Annotated in this window: 15 protein-coding genes; 10 read left to right on the top strand and 5 right to left on the bottom strand. The window is 42.0% G+C overall.

What is annotated here, in order from left to right:
- Positions 1 to 114: 114 nt before the first annotated feature.
- From ykgO to PR808_RS16990, 3 genes are all read right to left on the bottom strand, one after another.
- Complete coding sequence (gene ykgO, locus PR808_RS16980) at positions 115 to 255, bottom strand: type B 50S ribosomal protein L36 (RefSeq protein ID WP_206085604.1); 141 nt, start codon at positions 253 to 255, stop codon at positions 115 to 117.
- A 2-nt stretch (positions 256 to 257) separates the two neighbouring features.
- On the bottom strand, positions 258 to 518 hold the full coding sequence (locus tag PR808_RS16985; protein ID WP_206085597.1) for a type B 50S ribosomal protein L31: 261 nt from the start codon (positions 516 to 518) through the stop codon (positions 258 to 260).
- A 153-nt stretch (positions 519 to 671) separates the two neighbouring features.
- Entirely contained in the window at positions 672 to 1,295 is a 624-nt protein-coding gene (locus PR808_RS16990; protein ID WP_206085583.1) for a YagU family protein, read from the bottom strand.
- Between the two features lie 278 nt (positions 1,296 to 1,573).
- On the opposite strand from PR808_RS16990, the gene nagK reads away from it, so the two are divergent.
- From nagK to PR808_RS17015, 5 genes are all read left to right on the top strand, one after another.
- Positions 1,574 to 2,485, top strand: a complete 912-nt coding sequence (nagK, locus tag PR808_RS16995; protein ID WP_272539761.1) for an N-acetylglucosamine kinase — start codon at positions 1,574 to 1,576, stop codon at positions 2,483 to 2,485.
- A 314-nt stretch (positions 2,486 to 2,799) separates the two neighbouring features.
- Positions 2,800 to 3,435, top strand: coding sequence for an OB-fold-containig protein (locus PR808_RS17000; RefSeq protein WP_272539762.1), 636 nt, complete (start codon positions 2,800 to 2,802; stop codon positions 3,433 to 3,435).
- A gap of 76 nt (positions 3,436 to 3,511) precedes the next feature.
- Positions 3,512 to 5,713, top strand: coding sequence for a flotillin family protein (locus PR808_RS17005; protein ID WP_225820451.1), 2,202 nt, complete (start codon positions 3,512 to 3,514; stop codon positions 5,711 to 5,713).
- Positions 5,714 to 5,788: 75 nt separating this feature from the next.
- A complete protein-coding gene (locus tag PR808_RS17010; protein ID WP_272539763.1) occupies positions 5,789 to 10,729 on the top strand; it encodes a DNA repair ATPase in 4,941 nt (1,646 codons plus the stop codon).
- Positions 10,726 to 11,274, top strand: a complete 549-nt coding sequence (locus PR808_RS17015) for a rhomboid family intramembrane serine protease (RefSeq protein WP_272539764.1) — start codon at positions 10,726 to 10,728, stop codon at positions 11,272 to 11,274. The genes PR808_RS17010 and PR808_RS17015 overlap by 4 nt, the downstream gene beginning before the upstream one ends.
- Here the strand turns inward: PR808_RS17015 and PR808_RS17020 are convergent.
- Positions 11,271 to 11,930, bottom strand: coding sequence for a helix-turn-helix transcriptional regulator (locus PR808_RS17020; protein ID WP_206085565.1), 660 nt, complete (start codon positions 11,928 to 11,930; stop codon positions 11,271 to 11,273). The two genes, PR808_RS17015 and PR808_RS17020, sit on opposite strands and share 4 nt — an antisense overlap.
- 74 nt (positions 11,931 to 12,004) lie before the next feature.
- Between PR808_RS17020 and PR808_RS17025 the strand changes: the two genes are divergently transcribed.
- Entirely contained in the window at positions 12,005 to 13,414 is a 1,410-nt protein-coding gene (locus PR808_RS17025) for an MFS transporter (RefSeq protein WP_272539765.1), read from the top strand.
- Positions 13,415 to 13,448: 34 nt separating this feature from the next.
- On the opposite strand, the gene PR808_RS17030 is transcribed toward PR808_RS17025, so the two are convergent.
- Positions 13,449 to 14,948 (bottom strand): MFS transporter, encoded by a 1,500-nt coding sequence (locus PR808_RS17030; RefSeq protein WP_272539766.1) that lies wholly within the window; start codon positions 14,946 to 14,948, stop codon positions 13,449 to 13,451.
- Positions 14,949 to 15,042: 94 nt separating this feature from the next.
- Here PR808_RS17030 and PR808_RS17035 point away from each other — a divergent pair, with 94 nt between their 5' ends.
- The 4 genes from PR808_RS17035 (at position 15,043) to PR808_RS17050 (ending at position 19,425) form a co-directional block, all read left to right on the top strand.
- Entirely contained in the window at positions 15,043 to 15,582 is a 540-nt protein-coding gene (locus PR808_RS17035) for a TetR/AcrR family transcriptional regulator (RefSeq protein ID WP_272539767.1), read from the top strand.
- 81 nt (positions 15,583 to 15,663) lie between these two features.
- Positions 15,664 to 16,218 (top strand): hypothetical protein, encoded by a 555-nt coding sequence (locus PR808_RS17040; RefSeq protein WP_272539768.1) that lies wholly within the window; start codon positions 15,664 to 15,666, stop codon positions 16,216 to 16,218.
- 84 nt (positions 16,219 to 16,302) lie between these two features.
- Positions 16,303 to 17,145, top strand: a complete 843-nt coding sequence (locus tag PR808_RS17045; protein ID WP_272539769.1) for a helix-turn-helix domain-containing protein — start codon at positions 16,303 to 16,305, stop codon at positions 17,143 to 17,145.
- Between the two features lie 135 nt (positions 17,146 to 17,280).
- Positions 17,281 to 19,425 (top strand): TonB-dependent siderophore receptor, encoded by a 2,145-nt coding sequence (locus tag PR808_RS17050; protein WP_272539770.1) that lies wholly within the window; start codon positions 17,281 to 17,283, stop codon positions 19,423 to 19,425.

Raw genomic sequence — 19,425 nt, forward strand, 5'->3', positions numbered from 1 at the left:
ACTAATGGACGCAGAGAAAAATCAAAAAAACCACGACAAGGAGTATGTGTTGTCGTGGTTAAGCTAAAAACAAAATGAGGCAATACAGGTAAATTTTTAAAGGAAAAGCAGGAACTAACGTTTTTTCTTGCAACCTTGCACCGCTTTAAAACGCGGATTGGCTTTACAAATCACATATACGCGCCCACGGCGGCGAACCACTTGGCAATCTGGGTGGCGCGTTTTTGCTGTTTTTAATGAACTCAACACTTTCACGTTTACTTATCCTCTGTTCGCAGAAAACGCCCAAAACGTTTCTGGAATTGCGCTGTTTTCCCTTCTTGGGAAATTAATTTTTGTTTTCCCGTGTAGAACGGATGTGATTGAGAAGAGACGTCCAACGTAACATACGGAAAAGTTTCGCCTTCAAATTCAATCGTTTTTTCTGTTTTAATCGTTGAACCCACTTTGAAATAGGCATCCGCACTGGTGTCATGGAAAACAACCGTGCGATATTGAGGATGGATCCCTTGTTTCATAATAACCACCTAAATGTAATGTTATAATATAACAATACACTTTATCAAAAAGGGACGCAATGATTTTATTTGTCAAAAACAAACTAAAGAGGAAGACAGGCGTTATTTTTACCATAACGATAACGCCTGTCAGTTGAGGTGAGAATAAAAACCTTAACGATAGCCTTGCGATAAAGGAACTTCAGGGTCTGGCTCACCTGTTATGCGGTTTCTTAAATCGCGACGGATAATCTCAATCGACCAAAACCAAATTAAATGCCCGAAGATTTCAGAAACATTTTCATACCAAGGTAAGTCTAAAAGTGGTGGTGTTAAGCCCATTAAAGGGAATGAAATCATATGAACAAATAACTGTGCTAATGCCCCCGCTAACAAACCTTGCCATAATTTAATTTTTGGGAAAATCTCTGCCACGATGCAGTAACCAATCGCAAAAACCAGTGAAAATAGGATATGCGTCACACCGACCCAATTAAAAATATGTCCTGCGAATGTATACACTGCCGCATTTGGGTCTACCATCCCTAACCAATCCCTTAAAAATACATAAGGTGGATTGAGAAAATTACGTGAGCAGTCCACTTGCTCAGCAACGCGGATCAGTGTTTCTGGTGAACAAGCGGCATTAAACATATCGGTTGGACTACGTGGTGGTAAAGGCACTTCAGCCCCCCACTTCACAAAGGCAGAAACAATCCCACTGATAATACCAACAAAGAACGCAACACCATAACGGCGGCGTTTTTTTTCTGTAATATAAAAGAATCCCCGAGCCATAAAACCTCTTTATTTGACTTAAGTTTTTTTGAGGTTTATTTATTCTCCTTTTATGAACATCCGTAAATGACATGAATCAATAAAATAATAATCACTGATAGAAATAATCACGCTCACCATTGCTACTCTGAGTTCACTGAACAGAAATAAAAACCAAAACGATAATTTCTCCAGCCACAATCTTTTGTATAATTAGGCCATCACACATGAGCATTTAATTGTTTATCAAATGGATACGTCATTATCGATGATAAACATACCATTTGGGGAAAAGGAAAATGTATTACGGCTTTGACATGGGCGGAACCAAAATTGAACTTGCAGTCTTTGATAATGAACTCAATCAAGTCTGGCAGAAACGTGTTCCGACACCTAAAAATGACTACCAAGCACTGCTGGATGCCTTTCTTACACTCACCCAAGAAGCCGATGAAAAATTCAATTGCCAAGGGAAAATTGGCGTTGGCGTTCCTGGTATTGTTAATCATGCAGAGGGCACCGTATTTACCACTAACGTTCCCGCAGCGCAGTACAAGCCTCTGATTCATGACTTAACCAATGCGTTACAGCGCCCAGTAAAAGTGGAAAACGATGCCAATTGCTTTGCACTATCCGAAGCTTGGGATCCTGAATTTAAGCGTTATCCAACAGTGTTGGGCTTAATTTTGGGTACAGGTGTAGGGGGTGGCTTTGTCATTAATGGCAAAGTGTTGTCAGGAAAAAATGGGATTGCAGGCGAAATTGGCCACATGAACCTCAGTGTTCGCGCAGCAAAACTATTAGGGGATACCGTCCCTGAAGTAACCTGTGGCTGCGGACAAACAGCTTGTTTCGAGACTTACCTTTCAGGCCCTGGGTTTGAACGTATTTATACTGCATTTACAGGGGAAAAACGCTCTGCTATTGAAATTATTGAGCGATATCATCAGCAAAGCCCTGAAGCAATCGAACACGTTGAACGCTACATGTCTGTATTGGCGATGTTTATGGGACAAGTCATTACCGTATTCGACCCCGATTTAGTCGTCTTTGGCGGCGGTTTATCGCAATTTGAAGAAATTTACCGGCGTTTGCCTGAAGTTCTACCTCAATATCTGTATGGAATTGCCACTTTACCTGCCATTGAAAAAGCCCGCTATGGTGATTCTGGCGGGGCACGCGGTGCTGCGTTCCTCAACTTAATCGACTAACTTTCCTTTCATACTCCTTGGTAATTATCTGCCAAGGAGTTCATTTACCTTTATTTTCAGATGATAATCATTATCATCCATTTACAAATGGTGCTAAAATAACCGAAGATCCATCGGTTTTATTATCATTGTCATTCTAAGAATAATTTCAGCAAATTATAAATAGAAAACAGCAAGATATTATTAAATTTGGGCGATAAAGACTTGTCTGATACAGCTTGTGGCTAAAAACGCTATTATTGCATTACATACAATAAGGTAATAAACAAAAACATCCGCCGTTACCCCTTAAACAACAATAAAGAGAAAGCCTTATGGGATTGTTTTTTCAGAATAGTTTGATGTTTCCCACCATTGTTTTTAGTGGATTACTCATTATTGTTTTATTTTACTGGTTATGTGCTGCATTTGGCTTACTCGATATTGATGTCTTTAATATCGATACTGAATTTGATGCAGGACTCGACGCTACGGGCTTTGCGGGCTGGCTCACTAAACTGGGCTTAGCAGGAATTCCAGTTACCATTATTCTAACCTTATTTACGCTATTTGGCTGGGTTATCAGTTACTTTTGCGTTTATGGCTTTATCCGTTTTATTGATTCAACCCTATTACGCTACCTTGTTGGCTTTGCCGTATTTGCCATCACACTGTTTATTTCCCTTCATCTCACTGCTTTATGTTTAAAACCCGTTCGTAAAAAACTCGTCAGCCTCAATAAACCCAAAACCGTACATCAGCTTATTGGCAAATTAGCAACTGTACGTTCAGGCTCTGTGAGTGAACAAAATGGGGAAGCGATGTTAGAAGATGGCGGTGCAGGGTTAATTTTACAGATACGCGCACCATCAATCGAGAATTTAAAGCGAGGCGATCGCGTCGTCATTATTAGCTATGATGCGCAGTCCCACAGTTACCAAGTCGTGACGGAAGATGAGTTCCGTCATTAGTTTTCACGATATAGACAATAAACCTTTGCTTGCCTATTTAAAATAACGACCTCGTCGGAACCTATGGAGAAGAAATATGGATTTGGCTGCATTAATGCCCTTTTTAACCATTATTGGCGGGATCATCGTCATTATTTTAGGCTTCTTTGGATTATTTAAAGCCTTCTATATCAAAGTCCCACAAGGTACAGCACTGATTGTGAACGACATGTCTTCACAGCCCAAAGTGCATTTCACAGGTGCACTGGTCTATCCTGTTATCTACAAAAAAGAATTTATGCGCATTTCACTTCTAACATTAGAAGTGGATCGCCGTGGCAAAGACGGTTTAATTTGCCATGATAACTTGCGTGCGGATATCACTGTTGCTTTTTACTTACGCGTAAATGAAACCACTGAAGACGTATTGAAAGTAGCAAAAGCCATTGGGGTTGACCGCGCTTCTGACCATCAAGCCGTCAGCACCTTATTTAGTGCAAAATTCTCTGAAGCACTAAAAACAGTCGGTAAACAGTTTGATTTAGCGAAACTTTTTGAAGATCGCCAAAACTTCCGTGACCGCATCGTTGATGTGATTGGCAAAGACCTTAATGGTTATGCATTAGAAGACGTTGCCATCGACTACTTAGAGCAAACACCGAAATCTGCCCTTGATCCAAACAATATCTTTGACTCTGAAGGTATTCGTAAAATCACTGAAATTACCGCTATCCATAATATTGAAACGAACCAAAAAGAACGTGACCAAGAGTTAGCGATTCAAAAGAAAAATGTGGAAACACGCGAAGCCAGTTTAGCGCTAGAACGCCAACAAGCGGATGCGGAAGCACGTCAAAAACGTGAAATTGATAATATTCGTTCCCGCGAACAAGCTGAAACCTTGCGTGTTCAAGAAGAAGAACGCTTAAAATCGGAACAAGCACGTATACAAACTCAGCAAGAAATTGAGATTCGTGAAGAAAACCGAATGCGTGAAGTTGAAGTTGCTCAACAAAACCGCACCCGTGCCGTAGCCATTGAAGAAGAACGCGTTAGTCGCGCACGAGAGCTTGAAATCGTTGCCCGTGAGCGTGAGGTTGAGCTACAACGCATTGAAAAAGAAAAAGCATTAGAAGAAGAACGCAAAAACATCTCGAATGTGATCCGTGAACGTGTTGCCGTTGAAAAAACTGTCGCACAGGAAGAGGAACGTATAAAAGAAGTCCGTGAAGTATCCGAAGCTGATCGTATGCGCCAAGTGACTGTGATCAATGCACAAGCTGAAGCTGAAGAGTTATTGGTTCGCCAAGTGAAAAGAGCCGAAGCCGATGAAGCGAGCGCTAAACACAAAGCGGAAGAAATCAGCACCATGGCACAAGCCGAATTAGAAGCCTCAGCCAAACAAGCAGAAGCGAAAAAACGCTTAGCAGAAGGAATTGAAGCTGAACACGCTGCATTAGGTTTAGCAGAAGCACGCGTTCGCCAAGCGACTGCCGAAGCAGAAGAAAAAGAAGGTTTAGTGCTTGCCAATATCACCGCCGAAAAACTGTTAGCAGAAGCGCGCGGCTTAAAAGAAAAAGGTTTAACCGAAGCACAAGTCATGGAAGCCAAAGCGAAAGCAGAGCAACAACAAGGGCTTGCTGAAGCCAAAATCCTCGAAGAGAAATTAGCAGCGCAAGCGCGTGGTGAAGAACAACAAGCTAACGCAAAAGAAAAATTAGGTTTAGCGGATGCAAAAGTCCTTGAAGAGAAACTGGCAGCACAAGCTCGAGGTGAAGGCCAATTAGGTTCAGCACAGGCGGAAGTTATTCGCCAGCGCCTGAAAGCCGAAGCAGACGGCTTAACTGACAAATTCAAATCAATGGATCACCTCAGCGATACCGCACGTTCCCATGAAGAATTCCGTATGCGCCTTGAGAAAGAATTTGAACAAGCTATGGCTTCTATCGATGCCAACAAAGAAATCGCTCGTGAGCAAGCGGATGTCTTGGCTGCAGCGCTTAGCAAAACCAATATCGAAATTGTGGGCGGCGATGGCAACTTCTTCAACACCTTCTCTAAAGCACTTAGCTTAGGTAAGGCTGTCGATGGCTTTATGGATAAAAGTAGTTTTGCCAAAGAAAATGTGGAAAAGCTGATTAACCGCAGTAAAGAAGATAAAAAAATCGATATTGCCGCTTTACTGAAAAACCCTGAAGTTCAAGACCTAATCAATGGCTTTATGGCTGCAAAAGGGGCTGGACAATTAGCAAAAACCGTAACGGCAAAACCCGTTCCACCCGCTGATGACCAACTTTAGTTAATCAAAATCTGAGGGGGCTTTTTTGCCCCCTATTGCCTTTGTTTCATCCACTTTAAGGGAATTCGCTGCACCATGTCAGATTTTCAGGAAACGGATCGCGAGCAAGAAATACTCGATAGCGCTGTTGCAGAAGGGGGCGCATATGACATTTTACGTAAGCGGCTGACCGAACAAGGCCAGCAACTTCACCAAAAAGCCATACAGCTCAATGAAAAACGCCTAGAAGAATTTGGTCAAAGCCAAATGGATATTATTGGGCGTATTCGTATTCGTACTGAAAATAACTGCCAAGCCCGAGATATTGTTCGAGTGGGTGAATGGTTGCTATTTGGCTATAACGTTTTCCTTGGATTAAAAAAAGAAACGCACCTCAATGATGTGTTTTCATTGTATCGATTGATTGAAAACGAAGGCGAATTTGATGTTGAAGCCGTCGATAATGAAGATACCTTTTTAAATGATACTCGCTTTGTTCAGGATTTTACTGAGCTCTATACCTATTATAAAAATACCCAATTACTGCAACTTGTCGAACGAGATGGCAAACTACTGGCCAGCTTCCAAATTGGCGACCGCATTACCGATGTCCGCGTTTTTCGTTGGTCGATTTCAAGCGATAAACAACGTATTGAATACATTGATAATCGAGGGGAACGCGATATCGCCCTCCCCCCCGCTTATGACTTTGAGTGGCAAAAAACCACTCGCGAAGATACTGTAAATGGCCGTTACCCTCACATTAATATCCTCGACACCGTATTCGTTGAAACTATCGGTGGTGACTTAACAATCAAGTGTGAAAATAACACTGAAGATGGTTTGGGGATTTATCGTGAAGCAGTGCTGGATAAAAATCAGTCCCTCGACGATGCGCAAATTGAATATGCCCAAACAGGCAGTTTGATTATTTTAAAGATCTTGCCTTACCGAGAAGAAAGCTGGCGCTATCTGGTTTACAACACACTGACCCAGTCTGTGCAGCGCATTGACGCCATTGGGCAGGCTTGCGTTCAACTCCCTGAAGATCACGGTATTATTTTCCCAGGGGGGTATTACCTACAAAATGGTGAATACAAAACCTTTGAACAACCGATGGATGGCATGCGTTTTCGCCGCTTACGTCGTTCACCCAATGGCGAAGACGTTTTATATGTTTTTTATTCCCCGAACCAAGGCCGTATCGCACTTTTCAACTATAACCTGATTGAACGTACCCTGTCCGTTCCATTGATTGGGCATGGTTATGCCATGCTTGAAGATGGCAAAATGGTTCTGTTCGAAGGTGAAGGGGAAGAAGCCACGCGCGTCCATCCAATGCAAGTGTGGCAAACACCATTTTATTCTGATGAATTTGCGGATAAGCAACCTACTCGAGGGGGCTTTTTTGGCCGAATTGGTAACGCAGATTTAGTCCGTGGTATTTCTGAAATATTGCATGTTGCCAAAGAGATTGAAGGTAATCATGTTTCTATCGCCCGCTATGAGCAGCTCAGCCAGCAACCTAAAAATTTATTGGATTTATACTATTGGTTCAGCGATGAGCAATGCTTAGAAATTGGTAAGTTACTGAAAGAAATCACGCAAACCAGTGAATTAGTGCTTGATGAATATGAAAAGGTAGAAAGCATCCGCCAGCAGTCGGCTAAATCGATGAATGAAGCCATTAGCCGCCAGAAATCACTATTATCGCTGACATTACCCGACAGCTGGGATGATATTCAGCAATTTGTTGATGGTTTAAATGCCCTAAATGCACAACGCGGACACTTGATTTCGCTGCGTGAATTTCGCTATATGGATTTAGAAAAACTGAGTGAAATGGAAGGCGAAATTGAAAAAAATCAACAATATGTCTCCCAAGAAACCGCAGTTTTTCTGGCTAGCGATAAAGCGCTACAACCTTTCAAAGCACAATTAACCGTTTTTGAAGAACAAACCGAAAAAGCGCAAAACAGCGCCCAATTAGATATCCCAATGAATGACATGGAAAAAATGTCAACAGATTTGGATATGCTATCTAATTTAATGGCTTCACTGTCATTCAATGATGTGACACAACAAACCCATATCATTGATTCTATCTCACAAATTTATGCACAGCTGAATCAGTCACGGGCTCGCTTACAACAGAAACGAAAGTCCCAAACCAGCGTTGAAACCGTGGCGCAGTTTGGCGCACAATTTCGTTTATTTAGCCAAGGGATCACCAACGCATTGTCCCTTGCGACAGACCCTGAGCGTTGTGATGATCAGCTATCAAGATTACTGGTTCAATTAGAAGAACTGGAAAGCCAGTTTAGTGGCCACGATGAGTTTCTTGATGATATCTTAGCCAAGCGTGAAGAGTTACTTGAAACCTTTGAATCTCATAAACAAATTCTTATTGATGACCGCCAACGCCGTGCACAAAACCTGTTAACTGCTGCTGACCGCTTACTCGATAGCTTGCAACGCAGAACCACCCGTCTGCAGTCTCAAGATGAGCTAAATGCATTTTTTGCCTCAGACCCCCTTGCGTTAAAAACGCGAGAAATCATCGAAAAACTAAGAGAGATTAACGACAACGTTAAAGCCGATGATATCGATGCTCGCTTAAAAGCATCTCGTGATCAAGCTATCCGCATTCTGCGCGATAAAACCGATATTTTTGAAGATGGCGGTAATATCATCAAATTGGGTCGCCATCGGTTTAGCGTTAACACGCAAGAGCTAGACCTCACTATCTTGCCTAAAAATAACCAACTCTGGGTATATCTCACGGGTACGGATTTTCAGGAACCGATTGAAAATGAAGAACTCACACAGTTACAGCCTTATTGGACGGCAACCTTAGAATCTGAGTCAGAGACAGTTTATCGCGCGGAGTACCTTGCTTATTCGATTATTTATTCTGCCGCTAAACGCCAAGACGAACTCAACATGGCGTTGTTAACCAGCACGTTAACTTCCCCTGAAAAGCTGGAAAAAATCGTGCGCGATTTTGCAGGCCCACGCTACAAAGAAGGCTATGAAAAAGGGATTCACGACCACGATGCCATTGCAATCTTAAAAAAATTAATTCCTGTCGGGGAGAGTGCCGATCTTCTGCGTTATAACCCGACTGCGCGTGCAATTGCAGCGATTTACTGGGAAATAGCCCAAAACGAAGAGTTCCCCGCTCTTTGGCCTGAACGTGCTAGAACAGCGATGAACATTCATCAGCTGTTCCATAATGATAATGCCTTACTTGACCTACAAGCGGAAATTGAAGCCAATATCAGTTTGTTTTTACAAGATAATCCTATTCAATGCCAAAGTTATGAGCAAACACAAGCTGCGGAATATCTGAGCTTTGCATTAGCACGAACGCCTATCGAACTGGTCTACAGTAAATATGCAAAAGAACTCGTTCTAGCGTTACAAGAACGCTTAGAAGAAGCCCATATGTGGCTCGATTTCAATCGTTCCCAACAAAATTTAGGTACACGCTACGCCCAACGTTGGTCACTTATTCAAAATTGGCTGCAAGGGCTGTGCTCAACCCCTCAATTCGCACATCTAGTACCTTATATACCTGGTGCAATTGCCATTATTATTTTAGATAAAGTAGCTTCTGCCCGTTACAGCGAAGCTGATCTTTACTTTAAAGTCAGCGGTTTACTGGGGGAACACCCAACCATTGAAAACCAAACGCTATCACTCAGCTTAGATAATTACTTTAGCCGGATGCGCGGGCAGCGAAAACGCTTTATCCCTGAATTCCGCCAATACCAAGCTTTGCGACAACGCATCGTAACAGAGGAACGTAGCCGCTTAAAATTGCATGAGTTTAAAGCTAAGCCATTGAGCTCTTTCGTACGTAACAAACTGATTAATGATGTCTACTTACCCATTATTGGCGATAACATGGCGAAGCAAATCGGCGCACTCGGTGAAGGAAAACGTACCGACTTAATGGGGCTACTGTTAATGATCTCCCCGCCTGGTTACGGTAAAACTACTTTAATGGAATACGCCGCTGATCGCTTGGGGCTGATTTTCATGAAAGTCAATGGCCCTGCACTTGGTCATGATGTGCTTTCACTTGACCCTGCACAAGCACCGAATGCTACCGCGAGGCAAGAGCTAGAAAAACTCAATTTAGCCCTTGAAATGGGAAATAACGTCATGCTGTATGTGGATGACATCCAACATACACACCCTGAATTCTTACAGAAATTCATTTCCCTGTGTGATGGAACACGGCGTATTGAAGGGGTTTGGAAAAACAAAACCAAAACCTATGATATGCGCGGCAAAAAATTCTGTGTGGTGATGGCAGGGAACCCCTATACCGAATCTGGCGAAGTGTTCCGTATCCCAGATATGTTAGCTAACCGTGCAGATATCTATAACCTCGGGGAAGTATTAGGTGGGATGGATGAGGCTTTCGCATTAAGCTATATCGAAAATAGCTTAACCTCGAACCCCGTTTTAGCCCCTCTGGCACTCAGAGATCTCAATGACTTATATCTCCTTGTAGATAAAGCCATGGGGAAATCGGTTTCAACCAATACACTGAGTTACCCTTACTCTGACGCCGAAATAAACGAAATAGTTTTAGTCATCAAACAATTAGTTAAACTTCGCGACATTGTGTTGAAGGTCAATCAGCAATATATTGCCAGCGCAGCTCAATCGGACAAATACCGCACTGAACCTGCATTTCGTTTGCAAGGCAGTTACCGAAATATGAATAAACTCAGTGAAAAAGTCTCTTCTGTTATGAATGATGAAGAGCTGGAGCGGTTATTAGATGACCACTACCTCGGTGAAGCGCAATTGCTCACAACGGGTGCAGAGGAAAATTTATTAAAACTCGCAGAGTTACGAGGAACACTAACCGAAAAAGAAGCCGCACGCTGGCAACAAATCAAGAAAGACTTTATGCGTAATAAAGCCCTTGGTGGTGATAATACTGATATTGGTGACCGAGTGGTTGTCCAACTCGCCTCTTTAGTCGAAAGTGTTCAAGCATTAGGTAAAGCCGAATGAAATACCCCCGCGTGACACTATTAGTCGCTTTAGTTGCCATATTAGTTGGCATTCAGTTGATTAATAGCCTAACAGCGGGTGAGCTTATTCATTTTGGTATTGTCCCTCGTACTCTCAGTGGGTTGATAGGGATTTTGCTTGCCCCTTTTATTCACGGAAGTTGGGATCACTTATTCAGTAATCTTCCACCACTGATTATACTCAGTGCCCTATTACTCTATCGCACCATCAAGTTTTATCTCGTTGCTTCACTATTTATTATTGTTGTTGGCGGGCTGATGGTATGGCTAGTAGGCCGTAATGCCGTACATGTTGGCGCGAGTGGTTGGATTTTTGGGTTGTGGGGGTTGTTGATTGCCCAAGGTTTTTTGCGCCGAAAATTCGCGGATATCGCCATCGCATTGTTAGTATTATTTTATTTTGGTGCAATGGCGAGCGGCTTGTTACCCGTTCATCAATATATTTCGACAGAATCCCATATTGCTGGCGCGTTATCGGGTATTTTATTTGCTTGGTTGATCAACAAAAGCGAGAAAAAACGTTAGCGCGCTGAAATACGGTAAACACAGCGCCCAGCGCCCTCTAACAAATACTGTTCACGTTCAATACTTGCCTCGTTGCCTATCACTTCTTGAAAAAGCGCTAACTCTGAGCGGCAAAAATTTTGGCAAGCCGTTGCGGCGGCGCAAATAGGGCAATGGTTCTCAATAAAGAGCCAATCTTCCCCCTCTTGCTCAACTTTTGCCATATAGCCTTCTTCGCTGCGTACTTCAGCTAATGCTGCAAGGCGCTCTGCTAACGGTAAGTTTTGGCAGCGGGCGATATATTTTTCACGGCTTTCAATCTCTCTTTGGTGAATAAGCTTTTCCAAGCCATCATCGCCAAAAATAGTCCGAACAGAATCAATCAGCTGTAACGCAAGCTGTGCATGAGTATCAGGAAAACGCTGATGCCCCAATTCGGTTAATACCCAATTTTGCCGTGGTCGACCAGCGCCTGTTTGTGATAAACACTGAGCCCCTTCAACTAACCCCATCGAAGTCAGTTTTTGAATATGTTGCCTTGCGGCTTCCCCTGTCATATTTAAATCGTTAGCAATCACTGACGTCGAAATCGGCCCTTTGGTTTTAATACAAAAAAGCACTTTATCGACGGCTTGTGTTAGATTTAAATTATCAAAGTAATTACTTGCATTAATCATTATGCGACTCTATTATCCAAGTTATTACTTGGATAATACCTCTTTTTTCCCTATTCCGTCTAGCGGGTCTCTCTATGAGCAATGAAACATCGACCTTACCACAGGCTAAGTGGGCTGATTTACTCAGCGGCACCAATGCATTACTGACTATTGCCCTTACTGGGGGCGTTGCACTACATGCTATCAATATTTATATCGTCACCACAATCTTACCCAGTGTCGTTAATGATATCGGCGGCCTCGAATATTATGCATGGAATACCACGTTATTTGTAGCTACCTCGATTGTCGGATCCGCACTTTCAAGTAAAGTGCTCGACTATTTTGGGCCAAAGATGGCGTATTTAATCGCCCTCACCCTCTTTTCACTGGGCTCCATTTGGTGTGCAGCCTCCCCCTCAATGTTGGTGTTATTGGGAGGACGTGCATTGCAAGGGCTCGGTGGGGGAATTTTATTTGCACTCAGTTATGCCTTAATCCGCATCGTCTTTACCGAAAACTTATGGTCTCGGGCCATGGGGGTGGTCTCTGGGATGTGGGGGATTGCGACATTATGCGGCCCTGCCATTGGCGGAATTTTCGCACAAGGTGGCCACTGGCGCTGGGCATTTTGGGCGTTACTTCCTGTTGCAGTATTCCTTGCTATTATCGTTATTAATCAATTACCTAAAAAACAAACTCAAACACCACAAAATAATAAAATACCCTTCTTGGCAATTTCATTATTAGTCATTTCAGTACTCGCCATTTCCATTGGTAGTCTGTCTGACAAACTATTGATAAACCTTATCGGTTTAGCTATCGGTATTGCCTTGCTAGTCACGATGGCACGTTTAGACGGTAAAAATGGAAAGCGGTTGTTACCAACAGGCGCTTATTCGCTGAAAAATCCACTTGGTGTCATTTTCTTAACCATGTGTTTACTCGTTGGCGGTATGACAACTGAAATTTACGTGCCTTATTTCCTACAAACTATCCATCAGTTCTCACCTTTGTCAGCTGGATATTTAACCGCAATCATGGCGGCAGGCTGGACTATTGGTGCGTTATTTAGCGCCAATAAAACAGGCCCAATTGTTGTGAAGATAATTAGAACGGGTCCAATCATCATATTTATCTCTCTGATTGTGTTAGCTGTTTTAACGCATAATCAGCAACTTATTGAGTCTCTACCGCTATTTATTGTGTATTTAGTCGCAATGGCGGGTGTGGGACTCGGGATTGGTGTGTGTTGGCCTCACCTAGTTCTGCGCGTTTTCAATGCCGCACCAGAAGGTGAGGAAAATTTAGCCTCTTCATCCATCATTACAATCCAGTTGTATGCAACTGCCCTTTCTGCTGCTTTGGTTGGTGTGGTTGTGAATAATAGTGGCTTAATGAACCCTGGAGGAATTGTGGGTGCACAACAAGCATCAATTTGGTTGTTTGCGTTATTCGCTCTTAGCCCTCTTTTAGCTATCTTTTTGATTCGTAAAGTGAAGTAAAAAAGAAGGGAGCCTATTGCTCCCTCTTTACTAATTAATAGGCTGATGACGTCTTTTTTGACCTCAAGAATGCAGGCAAAACGATAATACTGATTAACAAAACAAATATTGTTGCGACCATCACCGCTAAAAATGCATGGTCAAAAGCAATATTTGCCTGACTGACCAATAGACTAGCTTTATCTTGTGGTAATTTTTCTGCGACTAATAATGCCTCATCAATGCTGTCATACACTTTATCACTAACCGCTATACCTTCTGGTAGAGAGAGCTTTAACGTATAAATAGCGCTCATCAGCCCACCCATAAATGTCACGCCAAGTACACTACCTATTTCGTAAGCAACCTCTTCAATTGAAGCTGCCATACCTGCTTTTTCATCAGGCGCGTTTAACATCACCGTAGTCGAAGCCGTCGTAAAAATAGCACCTAAACCAAAACCTATCAAAAAGAGGAATGAAAGTAACAGAACACCTGCTGAGGTTTGGTACACCATCGTTAAACCAACAACACCGACTAATGTACAAATAAAACCAAAAAGGGTCAGTTTTACTTCACCAAATTTATGCAGATACATACCCGCCAATGGTGCCGCTATCACAGAAGCCAGTGGAATAGGAATGATATACAACGCGGCGACAAATGGGCTATAACCTAAAACAAGCTGTAAACGCTGGCTAAGTAATAATTCAACCCCAACAATAACCACGATGGATAAAATAGCCATCATGATGCCTGCGCTGAATTTCGGTTGTTTTAATAATGCAAAATCAATCATTGGTGATTCTGACGCCATCTGCCGGCGTTTGAATACCACCAAAAAGAAAGCCCCGATCCCCCCTGCAACCACTACATTCATCCAATCAATATAAGGTTTACCAAGCTCTTTTAATGCATAAATTGAACTAATTAAGCCAACCAGCACTAAAACAGAGCCTAAAATATCGATTTTTTTATTACTTTGCCCCCCACATTGCGGGATCAAGAAATACGCAAAAGGGATAACTAATAACACAACGGGAACATTAATCAGGAAAACAGACCCCCACCAAAAGTGGTTAAGTAAAATTCCGCCAATTAAAGGGCCTATCGCTGCACCTCCTGATGCTACAGCGGACCATATGCCAATCGCCAATGCCCTTTCTTTTGGGTCTATAAAGACGTGCCTAACAATGGCAAGCGTTGCAGGCATACTGACAGCTGCGCCAACAGCAAGAAAACCACGCGATAAAATTAAGCTGGTTGCTGTGGGTGAAAATGCCGCACACAAAGAGGCAATACCAAATAGTGGCAGCCCTAATAAAAACATCCGCTTATGGCCGACTTTGTCACTCAACATCCCCGCAGCAGGCAATAACCCAGCCACTACCAGCGGGTAAGCATTCATAATCCACAGCTTTTCAGATGATGTCGCCCCTAAATCGTGCGTTAATTTAGGTAATGCGGTATAAAGCACCGTGACATCAATAACGATAAGAAACAACACACTTGAAACTAATAGAAGCACTATCCAGCGCTTATAATCGGTTAACATAACATTCTCTCAATGAGTTTATTTGATCATCATTTATTGGTGATCGTGCTATAATATAAATCCATACGTACGTATTGAAAAGAGGTTTTCCTAAATGGGACGTCAACGAACTATCGACAGAGAAAAGCTACTAGATGCTGCTGAAGATATTGTTATTCATCAAGGTGCTGCGGCTCTGACGATCGATGCGGTTGCGAAAGCGATGGGCATCTCCAAAGGGGGCGTTCAATACTGTTTTGGCAACAAAGATGCTTTAATCGATGCCATGTTTGAGCGATGGGGGCAGTCTTATGATGAAATTTTTAATCAAGCGATAGAGCGAGATAACTCCCCAGAAGGGCAAGTTTTGGCACACATGCAAGCCACCCACCAGCACGATAAAATCGCCATGGCAAAAGGCGCTTCATTGATGGCATCACTACTGCAAACCCCTGAATACCTCGAAAGTACCCGTATTTGGTATCGGGAACGCATTGAAAACCTCGACACATCAACAGAAAAAGGTAAATTAGCTCGCATTGTGTTTCTGGCAACGGAAGGGGCTTTTATGTTGCGCTATATGGGGTTAATGGAAATCGATGATAATGAATGGCAGTCTATATTTAGTGATATGGAAAATTTATTAAAAAGTTAGCCTTAGTCTCTTTTTTTGATATCAAAAATAATCTCTATTTAATAACTTAATAAAAATAGATAATAATGGAGATTATAGAAAATGATAGAAAAAAAACCAAACTCATATATACAAAATAATATATTCAATAGAAATTTTAACTCATACAAATCATTCGCCTACAATATAAAAGAGAAACCTTTTAACACAAACAACACGGCTACATTACTAAATAAATTTGAAAACATTATCAAATCCAATGAGGATAATAAAAATTATATACAAACAAAAAACAACATAATTAAAAAAGAGAAAACCCTAGAAAAACCAATTGAAAATATCGATATATTCAAAAAAGACTTATTAAATAAAAACCTTTATTTAATTTATAGCTCACCTAATTCAAAAAAAATAACACTCATCCATAATCATAACGAAAATAGAATCAACACAACAAATGCTATATTTATTAATATGTTTGATTTATTAAAAAATGAACCTGATGGTTCCATTTGCAAAATCAATAATTTTATTATTAAAATTCCTAATAAAAACGTCAACTTATCTAATTGTGATAGCCGATTTACAGACGATGTCACATTAAAAAATGGCAAAAAAATACTCATATCGATAGGTAACACTCTATGCCATCAGTAAATATTAGACGTTTATTTGTAGTGATGATAATAATTATCAGTTAGAATCACTATTCACGACGTCGATATCCCAAAGGTTGGTGGAATGCAAAACAACCAAGTCACAACATTACTTCCCAATAGCAACTCTTTCTTTTTTCGGGGAAAAATGACCCCAGAAGCGGGAAAATGGGTCAGTGAGCCTTTGTGGAAAGGGGTCAAACTCGTCTTAATGATGAATGGTGAGCTTGAATGCCAGCCCGATAATAAAAAAACAGTTTCGTTATCGGGCGCTTCATTATGTATTATCGCCAATCAACACGACCATGAAAGCCAACAGCGCTTTTTACAAGCGGAAGACGTACGTTATGTCTCTGTGTGCTTATCTGAACACTTACTCGATTCTTTTCACATTAAACAACCCGAGTTGCTACTTGCTGCCAAAAATCAAGGGCCCCAATTACTTTCTAAACACGCAGGTAATGTCCTCACTGCGTTAGGAAATCAAATACTGAACAGCCCTCTCAGTGGCGCACTTGGAGACATGTATTTAACAGGCAAAATACTCGAACTTTGTGCTCATTCATTTGAACATATCCAACAAAGCCACCAATCTATTCATCATCCAAAACTTAGCAGCCATGACATAAGCAAACTCAATGAAGCCAAGGCGTTGATTTTATCCGATTTAGCGCAACCGCCAAATTTATACCAACTTAGCCGACTCTCAGGGCTCAACATTCGTAAACTCAATTTTGGATTTAAACAACTGTTTGGCTCTTCCATTGCGCCATTTATTCAAGAACAACGCCTCCAGTTAGCTTACCGCCTATTATCAACTGGCGCAGAACAAGTTTCGACTATTGCATGGAAAGTCGGTTACTCCCCAGCACACCTTTCAACAGCCTTTCGTAAACGATTTGGTTTTTCACCTAAAACATTATGTTAATTATTAATCAATCCAATCAATAGGATATTTATATTCACAAATAAATAGTCTGAATATCCAAAGCGACGCGAATACCAGAAAAGTGTAAATGAGATACATTCTCGTTTTATCTTTCTTGCTAGGGTTTGCGTCTCAATGAAAAATTATCTGTATTCACCTATTTATCTTACTGTTATTTCATTAATTTTTTCGTCTGCTGCCTATTCAAAAGAAAACAATCAAGCCAAAAACGAGAAAATTGTTGTCACCGCATCCCCAGTACAATCCCCAACAGGGGAAGTAGGGGGGTATGTGGCAACACTCAGTACCAGCGCAACAAAAACCAATACTGCGTTAATTGAAACGCCGCAAGCCATCAGTGTTGTCACACGCGACGAAATGAGCGCTCACAATGCGCAATCTGTGAGTGAAGCGCTGCGCTATACCTCTGGTGTGCTACAAACCAACGGGGCTGCATCATCGCGCTTTGATAGCTTAAATATCCGTAGTTTTAATGCATCCAGTACAGGAATGTTAAGAGATGGTTTACGCAGTACCACTGCACAAGCATGGCCTAAAGTAGAACCTTATGGCTTAGAGCGAGTTGATGTGATTCGGGGCCCTTCGTCCGTTTTATATGGACAAAACTCGCCAGGTGGGATTGTTAATCAAATCACTAAGCGGCCTTTGTACCAGCCACTTCATGAAATTGAAGTACAAGGTGGCAACTTTGACCGCCGCCAGCTACAAGGGGACTTTAGTGGGCCAATTGATGGTAGCGACAAATATTTTTATCGCCTAACAGGTCTTGTACGTAAAAGTGATACGCAAATAAAACACATCAAAGACGATAAAGTCTATATCGCCCCAGCCTTTACTTGGTTACCGAATGACAATACGACATTCACGGTATTAGCCGATTACAGTCATGATAAGTTTGGTGCCCCGCGCCCTTTCTTACCGTTGAATGGCACGCTGCTTCCTAATCCTAATGGCAAGGTGAACCCCAATGTTTTCCTCGATGAGCCTGGGTTAAAAAATGACAGGACACAAGCATCTCTGGGCTATCAATTAGATACTGATTTTGACGAGACCTTTTCGGCTCACTCAGGCGCACGTTTTAGCCATACCGATTTAAATACCAATATCGCACAGGGGATGTATCTTTCCCCCGATATGAAAACGTTAAACCGTGTGGCTTACCATTTTCGCATTAAAGGCGATGTTCTGAGTTTAGACAACAACTTACAGGCTAACTGGTGGATAGATAACATCGAAATGACCTCACTTACTGGTGTGGATTATCGTCATACTCGTGAAGACTACATTTTGATGACCGGAAAGGCGAGCTCAATCGATATTTACAACCCAAGCTACGGCGGTGATTACGGCCCCGTCAATAATATGATGTCCAATACACTACAAACTAGCGACCAAGTGGGCATTTATGCACAACAGCAAGCGAAATTTGATAACGGCGTGATCTTGGTCTTAAGCGGGAGAGAAGATTGGTCGAATAGCAAAACACACAATCGAAAAAGTGAAGCATCTACCGAGCAGCGGGATAGCAAATTTACCTACCGTACAGCCGCTATGTATGTCACTGACTTTGGGTTAGCCCCTTATGTAAGCTATTCCACTTCATTTAACCCACAACTTGGGGTTAATTTTTATGGCAATAACTATAAGCCGATTACCGCTAAACAAATGGAGGCAGGGCTGAAATATCAGCCAGAAGGCAGCAACACTAACCTCACTTTAGCGGTGTTTGAACTGAAGCAACAAAACATGCTCACCGCCGATCCTGAAAATAATTTAAATAGCTTACAAACTGGAGAAGTTCGCTCCAGAGGCGTTGAATTACAGGGGGTTTACTCACCATTTGATGGGCTAAATTTAACCGCGGCTTACACTTATAACCAATTAGAAAATACCAAAACCAATAATGCGGCAGAAAAAGGTAAGCGCCCAACAGGCTTACCCGAACACACTGCCTCTGCATGGGCCGATTACACCCTACAGAGTGGGCAACTTCAAGGCCTGGGCTTCGGTGCAGGTGTTCGTTATACCGGCTCATCCCCTGTAAATAACGATGACACCATTTCCAATCCATCAAATACCCTCTTCGATGCCGCTGCACATTATGATTTAGGTGGGATCAATTCCAACCTGAATAACTGGCGAGTGGGGGTGAACGTCAACAATATTACCAATAAACAATATTATACCAGTTGTTCAATGGGTGGATGTTCTGTTGGCTTTGATAGAACCGTGATTGCCTCATTACGGTACCGTTGGTGA

Origin of the sequence: Providencia sp. PROV197 (genome assembly GCF_028479625.1) — a bacterium.
Lineage (GTDB): Bacteria > Pseudomonadota > Gammaproteobacteria > Enterobacterales > Enterobacteriaceae > Providencia > Providencia vermicola.